A 16,412-nucleotide genomic window follows, 5' to 3' on the forward strand; every position below is an offset into this window, starting at 1 on the left:
GTCAGCCGCGCGCGAGGGCGGAGCCGTGGACGTGGGTCGCTGCGGTGTCGAAGGTGCGAGACGACTCGCGCTCGATGCGCTCGACGAGGACCTCGTGCCCGATGCCCGGCCCCTGGGGCACACTCACACGGCCCGACTCCGCGCGCACCGGCGGGTCGACGATGTCGGCGGCGTAGTACTTGTCGGACCCGGAGACATCGGACGGGAGCAGGAAGCCCGGCAGCGACGAGATCGCGACGTTCGCGGCCCTCCCGACCCCGAACTCGTGCATGCCCCCGCACCAGACCGGGATGCCGGCGTCGACCGCGATGTCATGCGCTGCACGGGCCACGCTCAGACCACCCATCCGCGAGACCTTGATGTTGAGGACGCGGCCGGCCCCCAGGCGGATCATCGAACGCAGATCGCCCAGCGCGACGACCGACTCGTCGAGGCACACATCCGTGCCGATGCGCGCCTGCAGCGCGGCGTGCGCGACCAACTCGCGCGGCCCGAACGGCTGCTCGATCATCGTCAGCCCCTCGCCGTCGAGGCGGGCGAACACCGCGGCCGAGTCCGCATCGTCCGGGTAGGCGCCGTTCGCGTCGACGTGCAGGTCGAGGTCGGGATGCGCTGCGCGCACGGCGCGTACCGGCTCGACGTCCCACCCCGGCGCGATCTTGAGCTTCACGCGCGGATACCCCGCCGCTCGCTGGACCTCCACCTGCGCGAGCAGGTCGTCGATCGACGGCTCGATCCCGAGCGACACACCCGCGACGACCTCGCTGCGCGTGCCGCCGAGGGCCGCGGCGAGCGCGAGCCCCCTGGCGCGGGAGTACAGATCCCACACCGCGCCCGAGAAGCCTGCCTTGGCGAACTCATGACCGCGGATCCGATCCCACACGGCCTCCAGGTCGGCGGGTTCCTCTCCCTCGGCGCCGAGCAGGGCGGGGACGAGGTAGCGCGTGGCGATCTCCCATGCCGTGACCGTGGTCTCCGCGCCGAAGTACGGGTCGCTCGGTGCGGCGACCTCGCCCCAGCCTGTCCGTCCATCGGCATCCGTCAGCTCGACGAGGATGTGCTCGATGCCCGACTTGCGATGCGAGCTCGTCTCGAAGCTGTGGCGCAGGTCCTGGCGCAGCACGAACAACCGGATCCGTTCGATCCTCACGCGTCGACCTCCCCGTCGGCTCGCGGCCGCGGCTGCTCCGGCCCGTAGAGTCCCAGGCGGGCGACCAGACGGTCGCGCTCGGCCAACCTCCGACGTGCCCCCTTCGCACTCGCGGTCGTCAGGGCGCTCAGCAGGTGGCACACGGCGGCCACCGGGGTCGGCGAATCCGCGTACGAGGCCGATCCTGTGCGCACGCGGATCAGCGATGTCGCTATCGACGCGAGCGGCGCGTCCTCGCTGTCGGTGATGACGACGAGCTGTCCGCCTGCCTCGTGGAACAGACGCCCGAGGCGGACGGTCTCCTCGCGATAGCGGCGCAGGGAGAACGCGATGAGCACGTCGGAGGACCGCACGTCGGTCAAGACCGTGAGCGGCTGCAGAGCGTGGCCGTCGACCAGGAACACGTTCGACAACGTCGCCGACAGATCGGCGTTGAGCAGCTGGGCATAGGCGGCTGCCTTCCCCTCGCCCGCGATGTACCGGCGTCGAGCACCCAGCAGCAACGCAGCCGCCTGCGGCACCTGGGCCGAACGGCTCAGCTCCTCGAAGGTCTGCGCGAGCGAGCGCTGCTCGGTCTCGATGATGCGCGCCTGGATGCTCTCCGCCGAGAGGTTGGTGCGGATGCGCTCGCCGAAGCGGTCCCGCGGCGAGACGAGATCGCGGTCCTCGTGATTCTGATCGCTCATGTCGTGCTCTCCCCTGGTATCGCGCGGTAGGCGGCCGTGTCGTCATCGATGCGTGCTGCGGCGACCAGCACTCCGCCGCGGCGGAAGACATCGCTCATCGCCCGGTCGAGGTCGGATCGCAGCGCGTCTCGTTCCCCGGCACGGAGTTCTCGGGGCCGCGCGGGGATGGCGATCCAGGTGGCATCGTCGATGTCGAGCGCGCGCCCCCAGTCGTCACGACCGAGCGCGGGCGGGACCACCGGGGCGGAGCGCACGGGAGGCTCGGCGGCGAGGTCCCAGGCGACCACGAGGCGGTCGGTGTCCGGGCGAGCGTAGTAGTCGCGCTCGAACGCGATGCCCACCGCCCCGAGGGAGTTCAGGTTGAAATGCGCGTTCCGGGCCAGCAGCGGATCGAAGGTCCAGCGCATGCTCCGCTGTCCCCAGCGCAAAGCCACCTCGCGCTGGGCCTGCTTGAGCGCCTGGCCGACCCCTCTCCCCTGGTGCCCCTCGTCGACCGCGGCGGCCTGGGAGTAATGGAACACGTCGCCGCGGCCGTCGCATCCGGCGAAGCCGTACGCGAACCCGATGAGGGCGCCGTCGTCCGTGAACGCGCCGACCGCCGACCCGCCGTTGCGCGCCAGTGCGGTGAGCAGATTGGCGTTGAGCGCGTATTCGCTCTCGGTGTAGGCGAACACCCGCGCATACAGCGCCGACGCCTCTCGGAACTCCGTGTACTGGGTGAGGTCGCGGCAGCCGAAGCCGACGCCTGCGTCGGCGGCCACCGAGGAATGAGGCACGATACGTTTCCTAAGATCGACGAGTTCTGTTGCTCTGAGCGATGTTATCGGCGGGTTGCGGTGCAATCAAGAGGCAGATACGGTTCGTAACCGTGACGACTTATCCGGCGGATCGTGCAATGGGCGACACTTCTGACGACATCATCGCACTCGTGCGGGAACTCGTGCTCCTCGAGACGCCGAGCCGAGACTCGGCCGCGAGCGCGCGTATCGCCGACCTCCTCGCGGGCTGGTTCGGCGAGGTGGGGGCGCCGTGCACCAGGCGCCCACCGCCGCCGGGGTCGATCTCGTGATCGACGTGCCGGGAACCGGCGCACCGGTGCTGCTCATCGGACACACCGACACCGTCTGGCCCCTCGGCACGCTCGAAGGCGACGTGCCCTGGTCGGTCGACGGCGATGTCGTGCGCGGACCGGGCGCCTACGACATGAAGGCCGGAATCGTCGTGATGCTCGAAGCACTGCGGGCGCTGCAGCCCCTGCCCCTCGATCGCCGACGAGCGGTCCGCGTCGTCCTCGTCGCGGACGAGGAGATCGGATCCCCGGAGTCGGGCCCGCTGCTCGCCGAGCGTGCACATGGGGCCGCCGCCGCCATCGGGTTCGAGTCGCCGCACCCCGACGGGGCGCTCAAGGTCGGCCGCCGCGGCAGCGCCCGCGTCAGACTCACCGTGACCGGACGTGCTGCGCACGCCGCGCTCGACCCCGAGCACGGCATCTCCGCGGTGGACGAGCTCGTCGACCAGCTGCTGCGGATTCGGGAGATCGTCTCCGACCCCGGCCTGCCCGGCCCCGTGCTGAGCAACGTCGGGACGATCGCGGGCGGAGCGCGCACCAACGTCGTGCCAGCGCACGCGGCGGCCGAGATCGGTCTCCGGTTCACCGACCCCGCCACCGAAGCGGCGGTGCTTCGCGCCCTCAGCGCGCTGACGCCCGTGCGCGACGGGGCGATCGTCGCCGTCGACGTGCTCAGCGCGCGGCCCGCCTGGCAGGCATCGCCGGACGACGCCGCTCTGCTCGATCGGATCGCCGCGGTCGGCGACGGCCTCGGACAACGGATCACGGGGCGTCCGGCAGCGGGAGCGGGAGACACCAACCTCCTGGGAGCCCTCGGCCTGCCGACGGTCGACGGGTTCGGCCCCGCGGCGGCGGCGCCCATGCCGTGGACGAGCACTTCCTGGGATCCGCTCTGCGGGAACGCATCGATCTCCTGCGCGCCGTGCTCACGATCCCCGCGGTGTGACGATACGCTTCCCGTTCGCGCGCCCGGGCTCCGCTTCCAGGGATACGTTCCGGATGTCGGTCTCATCGTCTGCGCTTTCCTGCTCAGGTGTTCGTGTCGCGCATCCTTCCATCCGCGTGTTTCCGCTGTGTTACACCGCATGATCCATGCGCATCTCGTCGCCTTCTTTCGATTTTTCTTGGGCGATACGCATCAGATCCCTTGACCCAGAGGCCGTCTTCCGCTTGCATGGTCTGCACCGACCCGGCTTCACAGTGGATCCGGGCGGCGCCCGAAGGGACTTCTTCCATGCGTCTTGCCCCCCGCTCCAGAACTGCGCGAAGTCTGACCGCCGCCGCGATCGCCTCCGCGCTCCTCATCGCCGTTCCCGCCGGCGCCGCCCAGGCGCAGTCGGTGAGCGCGGCCACCGAATCCCCCGCGTCCGAGACCACACTGCGGATCGCGACGTCGGGGTTCGTCGACACGTTCAACCCGTTCATCTCGATCTACCTGACGCCGACGAACATCATCCGCTACGTCTACGAATCCCTCGTGCAGAACGACGCCGAGGACGGATCGCCGACGAAGGGCCTCGCCGACTCGTGGGAGCCCACGGACGGCGGACAGACGTGGACCTTCACGCTGCAGGACGACCTGGTGTGGTCGGACGGGGAACCGATCACCTCCGCCGACGTCAAGTACACGTACGAGCAGATGATGACCGTTCCGGCCCTCGGCACCGCGAACGGCAACCTGGTCTCCAACTTCGACACCGTCGAGACCCCCGACGACAAGACCGTCGTCATCACGCTGAAGACCCCGCAGGCGCCGAACCCCGGCTCGGAGATCCCCATCGTGCCGAAGCACATCTGGGAGGCCGTCGACGACCCCACGACGTTCGCGAACGACTCCGACGTGGTCGGCTCCGGCCCGTTCCTCCTCGACAGCTACTCCGCCAACCAGTCGATCGCCCTCAAGGCGAACGAGAACTTCTGGCGCGGCGCCCCCAAGATCGACGCCATCCAGTACGTGTACTACACGAACTCCGACGCGCAGGTGCAGGCGCTCAAGGCGGGAGACGTCGACCTCGTCACCGGCCTCACGCCGACCCAGTTCGAGGCGCTCGACGGCGTCGACGGCATCACGACGCACTCCGGCGAAGGCCGCCGCTACCACTCGATCAGCATCAACGTCGGCCAGCAGACCCGGGACAACGTGCCCTACGGCACGGGCAACGCGGCCCTGAAGGAGCTCGAGGTGCGTCAGGCCATCCGCCTCGGCACCGACACCAAGACGCTGCTCGACAAGGTCCTCACCGGCGAGGGCGTCCTGGCGACGAGCTTCATCCCCGCGTCGTTCCCGAAGTGGCACCTGTCCGACGATGACGACGTGATCGTCGGCTTCGACCCCGAGGCGGCCATGGCCACGCTCGAAGACGCGGGATGGACCGCCGGAGCGGACGGCATCCGCGAGAAGGACGGACAGCGCCTCGCACTGCGACTGCTGACGGACGCCGACGACTCCAACGAGCAGTCCATCGCCGACTTCTTCGTCCCGTGGATGAAGGACATCGGCATCGAGATCACGGTCGAATCGACCGACTCCGACACGATCAGCGCGAAGGCCACCTCCGGTGACTACGACCTGTACTTCAGCGGATGGTCTGTCAACCCCGACCCGGACTACCAGCTCGGCATCAACACCTGCATGAACCTCCCGACCGCGACCGATGGGACCGGCGGCACGACGCAGGACGGCTACTGCAACCCCGAGTTCGACGAGATGTACGCCCAGCAGCGCTCCGAGACCGACGAGGAGAAGCGCCAGGAGATCGTCCACGACATGCTCGCGCTGAACTACACCGACACGGCACAGGTCGCCACCTGGTACGCGAACTCGCTCGAGGCCTACCGCTCCGACCGCTTCACCGGGTTCACGCTCCAGCCCAAGGACGGCGGCATCATCGCCAACCAGGCCGGGTACTGGGGATACCTCACGGTCGAGCCCGTCGAGGGCGCGACCGCCGGCGGCACCGGCACCAACACCGGACTCATCATCGGAGGCATCGTGGTGGGAGTGGTCCTCATCGGAGGACTGGTCTTCTTCCTGATCCGACGCCGCAACATCGCCGACGTCGAATGAGCCCAGCGAGACGCCGCGGGTGGCGGGCAACCGCCCCCGCGGCGTCTCCCGGTCCGCTGTAAGGAGACCCCCATGTCCAACGCGGTTCCCCCATCCACCTCCGCCATAGCCACGAGCGCTGCGGCCGAGGAGCAGCCCAAGGGCGTCGGCGCCCTCCGCTACGTCCTGGTCAAGCTCGGCGGCGCAGCCATCAGCCTCGCTATGGTCATCCTGCTCGGATTCTTCGCCTTCAAGATCCTGCCGGGCGACCCGGTCGCGTCGATCGCTCGCGAACGCGGCATGAGCGCGGAGCAGGCCGCACAGCTCCGCGAGCAGCTCGGTCTGAACAAGCCCCTGTGGCAGCAGTTCTTCGACTACCTGGGCAACGTGTTCACCCTGAACTTCGGCACGAGCTACGTCTACCGCACGTCGGTGTCCGAGCTCATCGGCGACTACTTCTGGAACACGATCCTGCTCACGGGCACCGCGGCCGTCATCGCCATCGCCCTCGGCCTCTGGCTGGGCCAGAAGGCGGCGTGGAAGCACGGCTCCACGTTCGACCGCATCGTCTCGGGCACCTCGCTCGTGTTCTGGTCGGTCCCGACGTTCTGGCTCGCTCTGCTGCTGCTCATGATCTTCGGCGGGACGCTGCACTGGTTCCCCACGGGCGGCATGGTCTCCCCCAACCCGCCCACCGATCCGGTCGGCGCGGTGCTCGACGTCATCTCGCACATGGTCCTACCGGTGATCACGATGGTCGCGGTCGTGTACGCGCAGTACCTCATGGTCATGCGCAGCTCCCTGCTCGAGGAGATGGGCGCCGACTACCTCACCACCGCCCGCGCCAAGGGCCTCCGCGAAGACCTCGTGCGCCGACGCCACGCGGTGCCGAACGCCCTGCTGCCCACGGTCACCCTCGTGTTCATGCACATCGGCGGTCTGATCGCCGGCGCGGTCACGGTCGAGACCGTGTTCTCGTGGCCCGGTCTCGGCAAGCTCACGTTCGAAGCCATCTCAGGACCGGATCTCCCCCTCCTGCAGGGCACCTTCGTGGTGTTCTCGACCATCATCATCGCGATGAACCTCGTCGCGGACCTCATCTACCGTCAGCTCGACCCGAGGGTGAGGCGCGCATGACCACGGCATCCCCGACCATCCGTTCACCCAGAGCCCTGGCCTGGCACCGTCGCCGTGCGGCCTTCGCCGACTTCTGCCGCCAGTTCGCCCACCACAGAGCGGGCATGGTCGGGCTCGTCTTCCTGACCGTCGTCGCGCTGGTCGCGATCTTCGCCCCGGTGATCGCCCCCGCGAGCATGCTCGACGTGACGAAGCTCGTCGACGTGCAGCGATTCGCCCCGCCCTCGTGGGAGCACCCTCTCGGCACCGATCATCAGGGTCGCGAGATCTGGGTGCGCATGGTCTGGGGGGCGCGCGTGTCCCTGCTCGTCGGTCTCGCCGCCACCGCGATGTCGATGATCATCGGCACCCTGGTGGGCATCGCCGCGGGACACTTCACCGGGTTCTTCGGCGGCCTGATGATGCGCATCATCGATTTCTTCCTCGTGCTGCCGTCGCTGATCCTCGCCATCGTGCTGTCGTCGGTGCTGAGCCGCGGCGTCTGGACGATCATCATCGCCATCGGACTCACGTCGTGGGCCGGCACGGCCAGGGTGGTGCGCGCCCAGACGCTGTCCGTCGAGTCGCGCGACTACATCGAGCGCTCCCGGGCCCTCGGCGCCGGGCACTGGCACATCATCATGAAGCATCTGCTCCCGGGAGTGCTGCCGCTCGTGCTCGCCAACACCACGCTCACCGTGGGGTCGGCGATCATCTCCGAGTCGACTCTGGCGTTCCTCGGCCTCGGAGACACCACCCTGCAGTCCTGGGGCTCGATCCTGAAGAACGCGATGGACGTCTCCGCCGCGACGAGCGGGTACTGGTGGTACGTGCTCGTCCCTGGTGTCGCGATCGTCCTGGTGGTGCTGTCGTTCACCCTGATGGGCCGCGCCGTCGAGAACATCACCAACCCGACGCTGAGGAGCCGCTGAGATGCCCGATCTGACCTTCGACGACGTCTCCGTCACGTACCGCACCTCCGGCCGTTCGGGGCGTGACGAGGTCGCCGCCGTGCGCAACGTCTCCTTGACGCTCCCCGCCGGCCAGACCCTCGGCATCGCCGGCGAGTCCGGCTCTGGCAAGTCCACACTGGCCATGAGCGTGCTGCGGCTGCTGCCCCGCAACGCGACGCTGAGCGGCCGCGTGCTGCTCGGCGACCAGGATGTGGCGACGCTCTCGTTCGGACAGCTGCGGGCGGTGCGCTGGGCGAAGACCTCGATCGTGTTCCAGGGCGCAATGCACTCGCTCAACCCCGTGCGCACCGTCGGATGGCAGCTCCTCGAAGCGCTCGAGCTGCACGCCGGCGATCGGTGGAAGACCGAGAATGCGCGCAAGGAACGCGCCCTCGAGCTGCTCGACATCGTCGACCTCCAGGCGCAGAAGTCGGAGTCGTACCCGCACGAGCTCTCCGGAGGGCAGAAGCAGCGCGTGATGATCGCCATGGCGCTCGCGTGCGACCCCGAGGTCATCATCGCGGACGAGCCGACCACCGCGCTGGACGTGATCGTGCAGAAGCAGATCCTCGACATGATCTCCCGGCTCGTGTCGGAGCGCGGCATCTCCATGCTCATGATCAGTCACGACCTCTCCGTGCTCGCGACGGCCTGCGACCGCATCGCGATCATGCGCGACGGCGAGCTCGTGGAGGTCGGCGAGAGCTACGCGGTGTGCACGACTCCCGTGCAGGCGTACACCCGCCAGCTCGCCGACGCCTTCCCGACCATCGGTGACCCGGCATCACGGATGGCGCCGGTCACCCGGCACGGCCGCGGTGCCGAGGAGGTGCCCGAGATCGCCCACGAAGACGAGGTGCTCCTGGAGGCGAGGGGCGTCAACGTCACCTACCGGTCCGGCGGCAGGCCCGTGCACGCGGTGCGCGACGTCGACCTCTCGGTGCGCAAGGGCGAGATCGTGGCCCTCGTCGGGCAGTCCGGGTCGGGAAGTCGACGCTCGCGCGCGCTCTCATGGGCCTGCAACCCGCAGACCCGGGATCGCAGATCCTGTTCGACGGTGCGCCCATCCCGACCAAGGGACGCGGACTCGCCCGGTTCCGCTCGCAGGTGCAGCTCGTGCTGCAGGACCCGTGGGCGGCTCTGAACCCCAAGCACAGCGTGTACGAGTCCGTCGCCGAAGGGCTTCGCGTGCAGCGGTTCGCCGGCGATGAGCGCGAGCGCGTGGCGCAGAGCCTGGCCGATGCCGAGCTCACCCCGCCGGAGCGCTACTTCGGGGCCATCCCGCAGGAGCTCAGCGGGGGTCAGCGGCAACGCGTCGTGATCGCCGGCGCGCTCGCCGTGCAGCCTCAGATGCTGATCGCCGACGAACCGGTCGCTTCTCTCGATGCCTCGGTGCGCGGTGAGATCCTCGGCCTCCTGCTCGACCTTCGTCGTCGCCTCGGCCTCTCCGCCCTGGTCATCACGCACGACCTCGGCCTCGCATGGAACATCGCGCACAGCGTGGCGGTGATGTACCACGGGGAGATCGTCGAGCACGGCAGCACCGAAGAGGTCCTCCTGAACCCGCAGCACGCCTATACCAAGCACCTGCTGTCGGCGGCGCCCCGTATCGAGGAGAAGTCGGCGTGAGCGGCACGGTCTCGCCCTACCTCGACTCGGCGCCCCTGCAGCCCGGCGACACGGTGGCCATCGTGTCGCCGTCCGGGCCGGGCAACGAGGAGAACACGCAGCGCGCCGTCGGGTACTACGAGTCCTGGGGCCTGAAGGTCCGCGTCGGAGAGCATGTCCTCACGCCCCATCCCCGCGCGTCGTACCTCGCCGGCCCCGACGACCTGCGTCGCGCCGACCTCGTCGCCGCGTGGACCGATCCGGATGTCGACGCGGTCATCGCGGCGCGCGGCGGATACGGTGCGCTGCGATTGCTCGACGGCATCGATTGGACCGACATGCGTCGCGGCGCTCTCCGTCGCGACGGGCGACCCAAGCTGTTGACGGGCTCATCCGACGTGACCGCGTTGCACGAGACGTGGCGCGCGCACCTCGACATCGCGACCCTGTTCTGCCCGATGGCGGGCAACAACGTGTTCCGCGACTCCGAGCAGGTGCGCGACGACGTGCAGCGGTGGCTGTTCGAGCCCTGGCGCGCACGCGAGCTCATCGGCCCGAAGACCGAGATCATGACCCAGGGCCGGGCCGAGGGCCGCTTCACCGGTGGCAACCTCAGCCTGCTCGCGGCCGGGCTCGGGCACCGGAGGCGGGCGTTGCGGCACCCGGCATCCTGTTCCTGGAAGACATCACCGAGGAGCCATACCGGCTCGACGGCTTCGTGACCCAGCTGCGGCGGGCGGGGCGCCTGGCGCAGGCGACCGGCGTGGTGCTCGGTTCCTGGCACGAGTGCGGAGACCTGGAGCTCGTGCACGCGCTGATGCGCGAGGAGTTCGCGGATGCGGGTGTACCTGTGCTCTGGGAGCAGGGCTTCGGGCACGACCCGAACGCGCTGACGATCCCGCTCGGCGTGGACGGGGTGCTGGATGCGACCGGCGATGCGCCGCGCTTGACCGTCGGGCTCACCGCATGATCACCCTGCCGCCCCTCGATCCGCGCGTCACATGGTCGGTGCGACTGCTGGATGCGGACACCGGAGACACCCTGGCCGAGCACGACCCTCACACGCAGTGCGAGACCGCGAGCATCGGCAAGATCTTCCTGCTCCTCGAGGTCGCCAGGCGGCTCGAGGACGGCATTTTCTCATCCGACGACCGGATCGAGATCCCCGACGAGCACCAAGTCGAGGACTCCGGGCTCCTGTACCGGATGCAGGACCAGCGCGTCACGGTGCACGACGCGGCCCTGCTGGTCGGCGCCGTGAGCGACAACCTCGCCACCAACGCACTGATCCACCTCTGCGGCCTCGATCAGGTGCGGGCCGTGGCCCCGGCACTCGGCTATCGCGCGACCTCGCTGCACGACTACATCCGCAACGAGCGCACACCCGACCTTCCCTGGACCCCGTCGTACGGCACTGCGGCCGAGCTCTCCGATGTCATGCGACGCCTCGGCACCGGTGACGCGTTCTCTCCCGCGGTGAGCGCGCGCGTGCTGGACTGGCTCGCCGCCGACACCGACACCTCGATGACCGCCGACGCGTTCCTCGTCGACCCCCTCGCCCACGTCGAGGCCGAGTACCAGGGCATGGTGCTGCGCCACAAGACCGGCAGCGTGGGCTTCGCGCGCGTCGACGTGGGACTCCTGCGCGGCCCGGAGGCCGCGATCGCCTACGCGGTGGCCGCGAACTGGAAGGGGTCGCCGGTCGACCTCCGCGCACCGGTGCTCGACGACATGCGGGCCATCGGCGAACGCATCCGCGCCCAGGTCACCGCGCGTGCCAGGGATGAGTCCGCCGGATGAGCGCGATCGAGGTGGAGCTGCCCGCCGAGAACGGCACCGTGTGGTCGGTGCTGGTGCAGGACGTCGACTCGGGCGAGGTGCTGCTGCGCCACGAGCCGGAACGCGTCCAGGACACGGCGAGTGTGGGCAAGATCTTCCTCCTGCACCGGCTCCTGAGCGAGGTCGACGCGGGAACACGCACGCTCGAAGACCGCGTGACCCGCCGCCCTGTCGAGGCGATCGAGGACTCCGGCCTCTGGTACCTGCTGCAGGCGGACGAGCTGTCCCTCTACGATGTGGCCGCGCTCATCGGGGCCGTGAGCGACAATGCGGCGACCAACACGCTGGGCCGCGTCATCGGCATCCCCCAGGTGCAGGAGCACACGCGCGCTCTCGGCTACACCGCCTCCGCACTCGACGACATCGTGCGCTGGCCGATCCGCCCGGCGCCCCGCGCACCCTGTCGCACGCGAACGCCACGGAACTCGTGCGCTTCATGTCGCGTCTCGCCGACGGTGCCGATCTCTCGCCGGCGTCGGCCGATACGCTGCGACGCTGGCTCGGCGCCGGCATGGACCTGTCGATGGTCGCGTCGGCCTTCGAGTTGGACCCGCTGGCCCACTGGGGGTTCGACCGCGGCATCTGGCTGCTCAACAAGACCGGGACGATCTCCCGCGTCCGCGCCGACACCGGGATCGTGATGTCACCCACCCGCAGGATCGCCTACGCGGTGCTCGCCACGTGGGACAGCGGGGCAGACGGTCGCGGTCCGGCACTCGCCGCGATGCGTGCGATCGGCGACGGCATCCGCACGGCGCTCATCGGCTGAGCGCGGAACACGGCGCATCGCGCAGGACGCGGCGTCCCTCAGACGACTCCTGCTGCGGCCAGCCGCTCACGCACGAGGTCGAGAGGCACGGCGTGAGCGGTGCGCCCTTCCGGGCCGACCGTGGTCTCCGCGGCGAGGACCGAGTTGATCAGCGCCTCCTCCACGGCGTCCATCGTGGCGGCGAAGAGCGGCGACAGGGCGTCGTCCGGCAGGGGCCCCGCCTCGACGAGGTCGTGCACCGAGAACGCGATCGCATAGTCGCCGCTGCCCTGCGCATAATCCGCCCCGACCCCGCGCATGGCGAACACGGCGCGGTTGGCCACACGTCCGAGTTGACGTCCGTCGACCGGGGCGTCCGTCGCGACCACGATCATGCAGGAATTGCCCACCGGCACCGCGGGCGGCCGGGCGAGAAGCTCTTCGGCGGCGAGCGGCACCCCGGCGATGCGCAGCGTCCCGCTGAAGTTCGTCTGCACGAGAGCCCCGACCGTGCGCTCCACTCCGTCGAGCATCAGCACTCGTGACGCCGTGCCGATGCCGCCCTTGTACCCCAGCGCGACCGTGCCGGCACCCGCGCCGACGCCTCCCTCCGCGACGGCGCCGGTCGAGGCCGAGGCCAGCGCCTGTTCGACCTGCTCCTCCCCACGGCACGACGCCGGATGTCCGACAGGAAACCGTCGTTCGTCTCTCCGACGATCGGGTTCAGGGTCGTCGTGGCGCCGTGGGCGGGAGTCGCCAGCAGGTGGCCGAGGAACGCGTCGGCGACACGGAAGACCGAGAGCGTCGAGGTCAGCAGGATCGGGGTCTCGATCGCCCCCAGCTCCTGCAGCTGCGTGGCGCCGACGAGCTTGCCGTATCCGTTGCCGACCGCGAGGTTCGCCGGGAGGCTGCGACGCTCGGCGCTCAGCGCATCGGGCACGATGGCCGTGACGCCCGTGTGGAGGCCGTCGCCGTGCACGGTGGCGTGTCCGACACGGACTCCGACGACATCCGTGATGGCGTTCGCCGCACCGCGCGCGAAGGCTCCGGAGGGAACGCCGAGGTCGGCGAGGCGGGCACGGGAGGAAGGCGACGACGACGTCATGCACCGATCCTCCCAGTCGTGCGACGGCGTGCACCCGCGCCGCGCCGCATGGTCCTCGCCGGTCGAGCATGCCGTCCTGGCGATCGGTAGACTGGGCGGCACCACCCACACTCAGGCACGCTCACACAGTGCCGCATAAATCGCTCGAGGAGACCTCCATGCCTGCTTCCGAAACGGCGCAGAACCCGATTCCCGACAAGCCCGCACTCGAAGGCCTCGAAGCGAAGTGGGATGCGGCATGGGCGGAGCGGGGCACGTACCTGTTCGACCGTCTGCGCGCCGCCGAGCGCGGTCGTGAGGGCGTGTACTCGATCGACACCCCGCCGCCGACGGCCTCCGGCAGCCTCCACATCGGTCACGTGTTCTCCTACACGCACACCGACGTCAAGGCGCGGTATGAGCGCATGCGCGGCAAGACCGTGTTCTACCCGATGGGCTGGGACGACAACGGGCTGCCCACCGAGCGCCGCGTGCAGAACTACTACGGCGTGCGCTGCGACCCCTCGCTCCCCTACGACGCCGATTTCACGCCGCCGTTCGAGGGCGGCGACAACAAGTCGAGCCGCGCCGCCGACCAGCAGCCGATCAGCCGCCGCAACTTCATCGAGCTGTGCGAGCGCCTCACGATCGAGGACGAGAAGCAGTTCGAGGCGCTGTTCCGCCAGCTCGGACTCAGCGTCGACTGGACGCAGACGTACCGCACGATCTCCGACGACACGATCCGCCAGAGCCAGCTCGCGTTCCTGCGCAACATCGAGCGCGGCGAGGCGTACCAGGCTCTCGCGCCGACGCTGTGGGACATCGATTTCCGCTCCGCGATCGCGCAGGCCGAGCTCGAGGACCGCGACCAGCAGGCCGCGTACCACACCATCGAGTTCCCCTTCGCGGACGGCTCCGGCTCCATCGCGATCGACACCACGCGCCCCGAGCTCCTCCCCGCCTGCATCGCGATCGTGACCCACCCCGAGGGGCCGCACAAGCACCTCATCGGCACGAAGGTGCGCACTCCGTTCTTCGGCGCCGAGATCGAGATCCACGGTCACCACCTCGCACAGCCCGACAAGGGCACCGGCGCCGCGATGGTCTGCACCTTCGGTGACGTGACCGACATCATCTGGTGGCGCGAGCTGCGCACCGCTGCCGGCGAGTCCCTGCCGAACATGACGGCGATCGGCCTCGACGGCCGTTTCCTCCCCGAGGCCCCGTCGATCGTGACCGCCGCCGACGCGCGCGCCTGGTACGCCGAGAACGTGGCGGGCAAGACCGTGTTCAGCGCCCGCAGGGCGATCGTGGAGAAGCTGCAGGAGACCGGCGACATGACCGCCGTCGGCAAGCCCTTCAACCACGCCGTGAAGTTCTTCGAGAAGGGCGATCGGCCGCTGGAGATCGTCTCGACCCGCCAGTGGTACATCCGCAACGGGGCGCGTGACGGCGACCTGCGCGATCGGCTCCTCGCCCACGGGCAGGAGCTCGCGTGGCACCCCGACTTCATGCGGGTGCGCTACGAGAACTGGGTCGGCGGCCTGACCGGCGACTGGCTCGTGTCACGCCAGCGCTTCTTCGGCGTGCCGATCCCGCTCTGGTACGGCCTCGACGACAACGGCGACCGCGACTACGAGCGGGTGCTGACACCCGACGCGGCTGCGCTGCCGATCGACCCCACGACGGATGTCCCCGCGGGCTACACCGAAGACCAGCGCGGCGTGCCGGGAGGGTTCGACGCCGAGGCCGACATCCTCGACACGTGGGCGACCTCCTCGCTGACTCCGCAGCTCGCGGGCGGATGGCAGCGCGACGAGGAGCTGTGGCAGCTCACCGCACCGTTCGACCTGCGCCCGCAGGGGCAGGACATCATCCGCACGTGGCTGTTCTCCACGATGCTGCGCTCGACGCTCGAAGACGGCCGCGCTCCGTGGCGCAACGCCGCGATCTCCGGCTTCATCGTCGACCCCGACCGCAAGAAGATGTCGAAGTCGAAGGGAAATGTGGTCACTCCGGCCGACGTGCTCGACGCCCACGGCTCCGACGCGGTGCGCTACTGGGCGGCGTCGAGCCGCCTGGGCATGGACGCGGCCTTCGACCCGCAGAACCCGACGCAGGTGAAGATCGGCCGCCGCCTGGCGATCAAGGTGCTCAACGCGGCGAAGTTCGTGCTGTCCTTCCCCGTGCCCTCCGGTGCACAGGTGACCCACGCGCTCGACGCCTCGATGCTCGCGGCTCTCGACGCGGTGGTGGCCGAGGCGACGAAGGCCTTCGACCGCTACGACGCCGCGCGGGCGCTCGAGGTGACGGAGGCGTTCTTCTGGACGTTCTGCGACGACTACCTGGAGCTCGTGAAGGAGCGCGCCTACAACCAGACCGACGTGGGGCAGGCATCGGCCGCTCTCGCGCTGCGTCTGGCGCTGTCCACGCTGCTCCGACTGCTCGCGCCGGTGCTCTCCTTCGCCACGGAGGAGGCCTGGTCGTGGTTCGAGGAGGGTTCCGTGCACACCGCCGCCTGGCCGGAGGCGCTCGGCATCGAGGGCGATCCTGCCGTGCTGGCGGTGGCGAGCGAGGCGCTCATCGGCATCCGTCGCGCGAAGACCGAGGCGAAGGCTTCGCAGAAGACTCCGGTCTCCCGCGCAGCGATCGCGGCTCCGGCCGCGAAGGTCGAGGCTCTCCGTGCAGCCGCCGACGATCTTCGCGCGGTCGGCCGGATCGCGGAACTCGAGATCACCGAGGCCGAGGAGTTCGCGGTCACCGCGATCGAGCTCGCCCCGGTCGAGGCCTCCTGATGCAGCTCGGCACGAGGTGGGCGACGGGATCGGAGGCTCCGGCCTCGGTCCCCGCATCGCTGCGACCCGCGATCGCCGAAGTGGAGTCGAAGGGCCTCACCGGGCATTGGACCCTCACCTGGCTCGAGGGCCGCGCGATCGCCGAGCTCGATGCGGGCTGGGAGGTCTTCCAGACCGCCTCGGGCGACGTCGTGGCTCGTCCCTTCGAGGACTGATCTCCCGGCGTCGAGCCGACCCGTCAGCGCCGGTTCAGTCCCATCTGCGCGAGCAGATGGTCCACCGTCCGCGGGTCGTTTCGTCGCGCCTGCTGCTCGCGGA

The 16,412-nt window shown here is 69.6% G+C and carries 18 protein-coding genes and 2 pseudogenes; 15 read left to right on the forward strand and 5 right to left on the reverse strand.

Features of this window, described 5'->3' with window-relative positions:
* Position 1: 1 nt before the first annotated feature.
* The 3 genes from menC to G4G29_RS11655 are packed head-to-tail and all read right to left on the reverse strand — an operon-like array spanning position 2 to position 2,612.
* Positions 2-1,150: an o-succinylbenzoate synthase gene (menC, locus tag G4G29_RS11645; protein WP_183150237.1), complete on the reverse strand. Its 1,149-nt coding sequence runs from the start codon at positions 1,148-1,150 to the stop codon at positions 2-4.
* Positions 1,147-1,836, reverse strand: coding sequence for an SIS domain-containing protein (locus G4G29_RS11650; protein WP_183150238.1), 690 nt, complete (start codon positions 1,834-1,836; stop codon positions 1,147-1,149). Before G4G29_RS11650 ends, menC begins: the two co-directional genes overlap by 4 nt.
* The gene (locus G4G29_RS11655) at positions 1,833-2,612 is read right to left on the reverse strand and encodes a GNAT family N-acetyltransferase (protein WP_183150239.1); all 780 of its coding nucleotides are present in this window, start codon (positions 2,610-2,612) and stop codon (positions 1,833-1,835) included. The genes G4G29_RS11650 and G4G29_RS11655 overlap by 4 nt, the downstream gene beginning before the upstream one ends.
* A 119-nt stretch (positions 2,613-2,731) precedes the next feature.
* On the opposite strand from G4G29_RS11655, the gene G4G29_RS22090 reads away from it, so the two are divergent.
* From G4G29_RS22090 to G4G29_RS23465, 13 genes and pseudogenes are all read left to right on the forward strand, one after another.
* Positions 2,732-2,905: a hypothetical protein gene (locus tag G4G29_RS22090; RefSeq protein WP_244631946.1), complete on the forward strand. Its 174-nt coding sequence runs from the start codon at positions 2,732-2,734 to the stop codon at positions 2,903-2,905.
* Positions 2,866-4,056, forward strand: a complete 1,191-nt coding sequence (locus G4G29_RS11660; protein WP_244631947.1) for a M20/M25/M40 family metallo-hydrolase — start codon at positions 2,866-2,868, stop codon at positions 4,054-4,056. The genes G4G29_RS22090 and G4G29_RS11660 overlap by 40 nt, the downstream gene beginning before the upstream one ends.
* A gap of 83 nt (positions 4,057-4,139) precedes the next feature.
* Entirely contained in the window at positions 4,140-5,972 is a 1,833-nt protein-coding gene (locus tag G4G29_RS11665; RefSeq protein ID WP_183150240.1) for an ABC transporter substrate-binding protein, read from the forward strand.
* Between the two features lie 72 nt (positions 5,973-6,044).
* A complete protein-coding gene (locus G4G29_RS11670; protein WP_183150241.1) occupies positions 6,045-7,088 on the forward strand; it encodes an ABC transporter permease in 1,044 nt (347 codons plus the stop codon).
* Positions 7,085-7,999, forward strand: coding sequence for an ABC transporter permease (locus G4G29_RS11675; protein WP_183150242.1), 915 nt, complete (start codon positions 7,085-7,087; stop codon positions 7,997-7,999). The genes G4G29_RS11670 and G4G29_RS11675 overlap by 4 nt, the downstream gene beginning before the upstream one ends.
* A 1-nt stretch (position 8,000) precedes the next feature.
* A complete protein-coding gene (locus G4G29_RS11680; protein ID WP_244631950.1) occupies positions 8,001-9,164 on the forward strand; it encodes an ATP-binding cassette domain-containing protein in 1,164 nt (387 codons plus the stop codon).
* A complete protein-coding gene (locus tag G4G29_RS22095) occupies positions 9,065-9,649 on the forward strand; it encodes an ATP-binding cassette domain-containing protein (RefSeq protein ID WP_244632590.1) in 585 nt (194 codons plus the stop codon). The genes G4G29_RS11680 and G4G29_RS22095 overlap by 100 nt, the downstream gene beginning before the upstream one ends.
* Positions 9,646-10,350, forward strand: a complete 705-nt coding sequence (locus G4G29_RS11685) for an LD-carboxypeptidase (RefSeq protein ID WP_244631951.1) — start codon at positions 9,646-9,648, stop codon at positions 10,348-10,350. The genes G4G29_RS22095 and G4G29_RS11685 overlap by 4 nt, the downstream gene beginning before the upstream one ends.
* A complete protein-coding gene (locus tag G4G29_RS22100) occupies positions 10,347-10,598 on the forward strand; it encodes a hypothetical protein (RefSeq protein WP_244631953.1) in 252 nt (83 codons plus the stop codon). The genes G4G29_RS11685 and G4G29_RS22100 overlap by 4 nt, the downstream gene beginning before the upstream one ends.
* On the forward strand, positions 10,595-11,428 hold the full coding sequence (locus tag G4G29_RS11690; RefSeq protein ID WP_183150243.1) for a serine hydrolase: 834 nt from the start codon (positions 10,595-10,597) through the stop codon (positions 11,426-11,428). The genes G4G29_RS22100 and G4G29_RS11690 overlap by 4 nt, the downstream gene beginning before the upstream one ends.
* Positions 11,425-11,751: pseudogene (locus G4G29_RS23455) on the forward strand (serine hydrolase); the annotation flags it as partial. The gene G4G29_RS11690 and the pseudogene G4G29_RS23455, both read left to right, overlap by 4 nt.
* A 116-nt stretch (positions 11,752-11,867) precedes the next feature.
* Positions 11,868-12,083: pseudogene (locus tag G4G29_RS23460) on the forward strand (serine hydrolase); the annotation flags it as partial.
* A gap of 21 nt (positions 12,084-12,104) precedes the next feature.
* Complete coding sequence (locus G4G29_RS23465; protein ID WP_274601266.1) at positions 12,105-12,236, forward strand: hypothetical protein; 132 nt, start codon at positions 12,105-12,107, stop codon at positions 12,234-12,236.
* 38 nt (positions 12,237-12,274) lie between these two features.
* On the opposite strand, the gene G4G29_RS22105 is transcribed toward G4G29_RS23465, so the two are convergent.
* Together G4G29_RS22105 and G4G29_RS22110 are read right to left on the reverse strand one after the other, a co-directional pair.
* Positions 12,275-12,856 carry a P1 family peptidase gene (locus tag G4G29_RS22105; RefSeq protein WP_244632591.1) on the reverse strand — a complete coding sequence of 194 codons (582 nt, stop codon included), beginning with the start codon at positions 12,854-12,856 and terminating at the stop codon, positions 12,275-12,277.
* Positions 12,748-13,320 carry a P1 family peptidase gene (locus G4G29_RS22110; protein ID WP_244631957.1) on the reverse strand — a complete coding sequence of 191 codons (573 nt, stop codon included), beginning with the start codon at positions 13,318-13,320 and terminating at the stop codon, positions 12,748-12,750. The genes G4G29_RS22105 and G4G29_RS22110 overlap by 109 nt, the downstream gene beginning before the upstream one ends.
* 158 nt (positions 13,321-13,478) lie before the next feature.
* On the opposite strand from G4G29_RS22110, the gene valS reads away from it, so the two are divergent.
* Together valS and G4G29_RS11710 are read left to right on the forward strand one after the other, a co-directional pair.
* A complete protein-coding gene (valS, locus tag G4G29_RS11705; RefSeq protein WP_183150244.1) occupies positions 13,479-16,094 on the forward strand; it encodes a valine--tRNA ligase in 2,616 nt (871 codons plus the stop codon).
* Positions 16,094-16,309, forward strand: a complete 216-nt coding sequence (locus tag G4G29_RS11710; RefSeq protein WP_183150245.1) for a hypothetical protein — start codon at positions 16,094-16,096, stop codon at positions 16,307-16,309. Before valS ends, G4G29_RS11710 begins: the two co-directional genes overlap by 1 nt.
* Positions 16,310-16,412 lie beyond the last annotated feature (103 nt).

The sequence above is a fragment of the Microbacterium sp. Se63.02b genome, assembly GCF_014171575.1.
Taxonomy (GTDB): domain Bacteria; phylum Actinomycetota; class Actinomycetes; order Actinomycetales; family Microbacteriaceae; genus Microbacterium.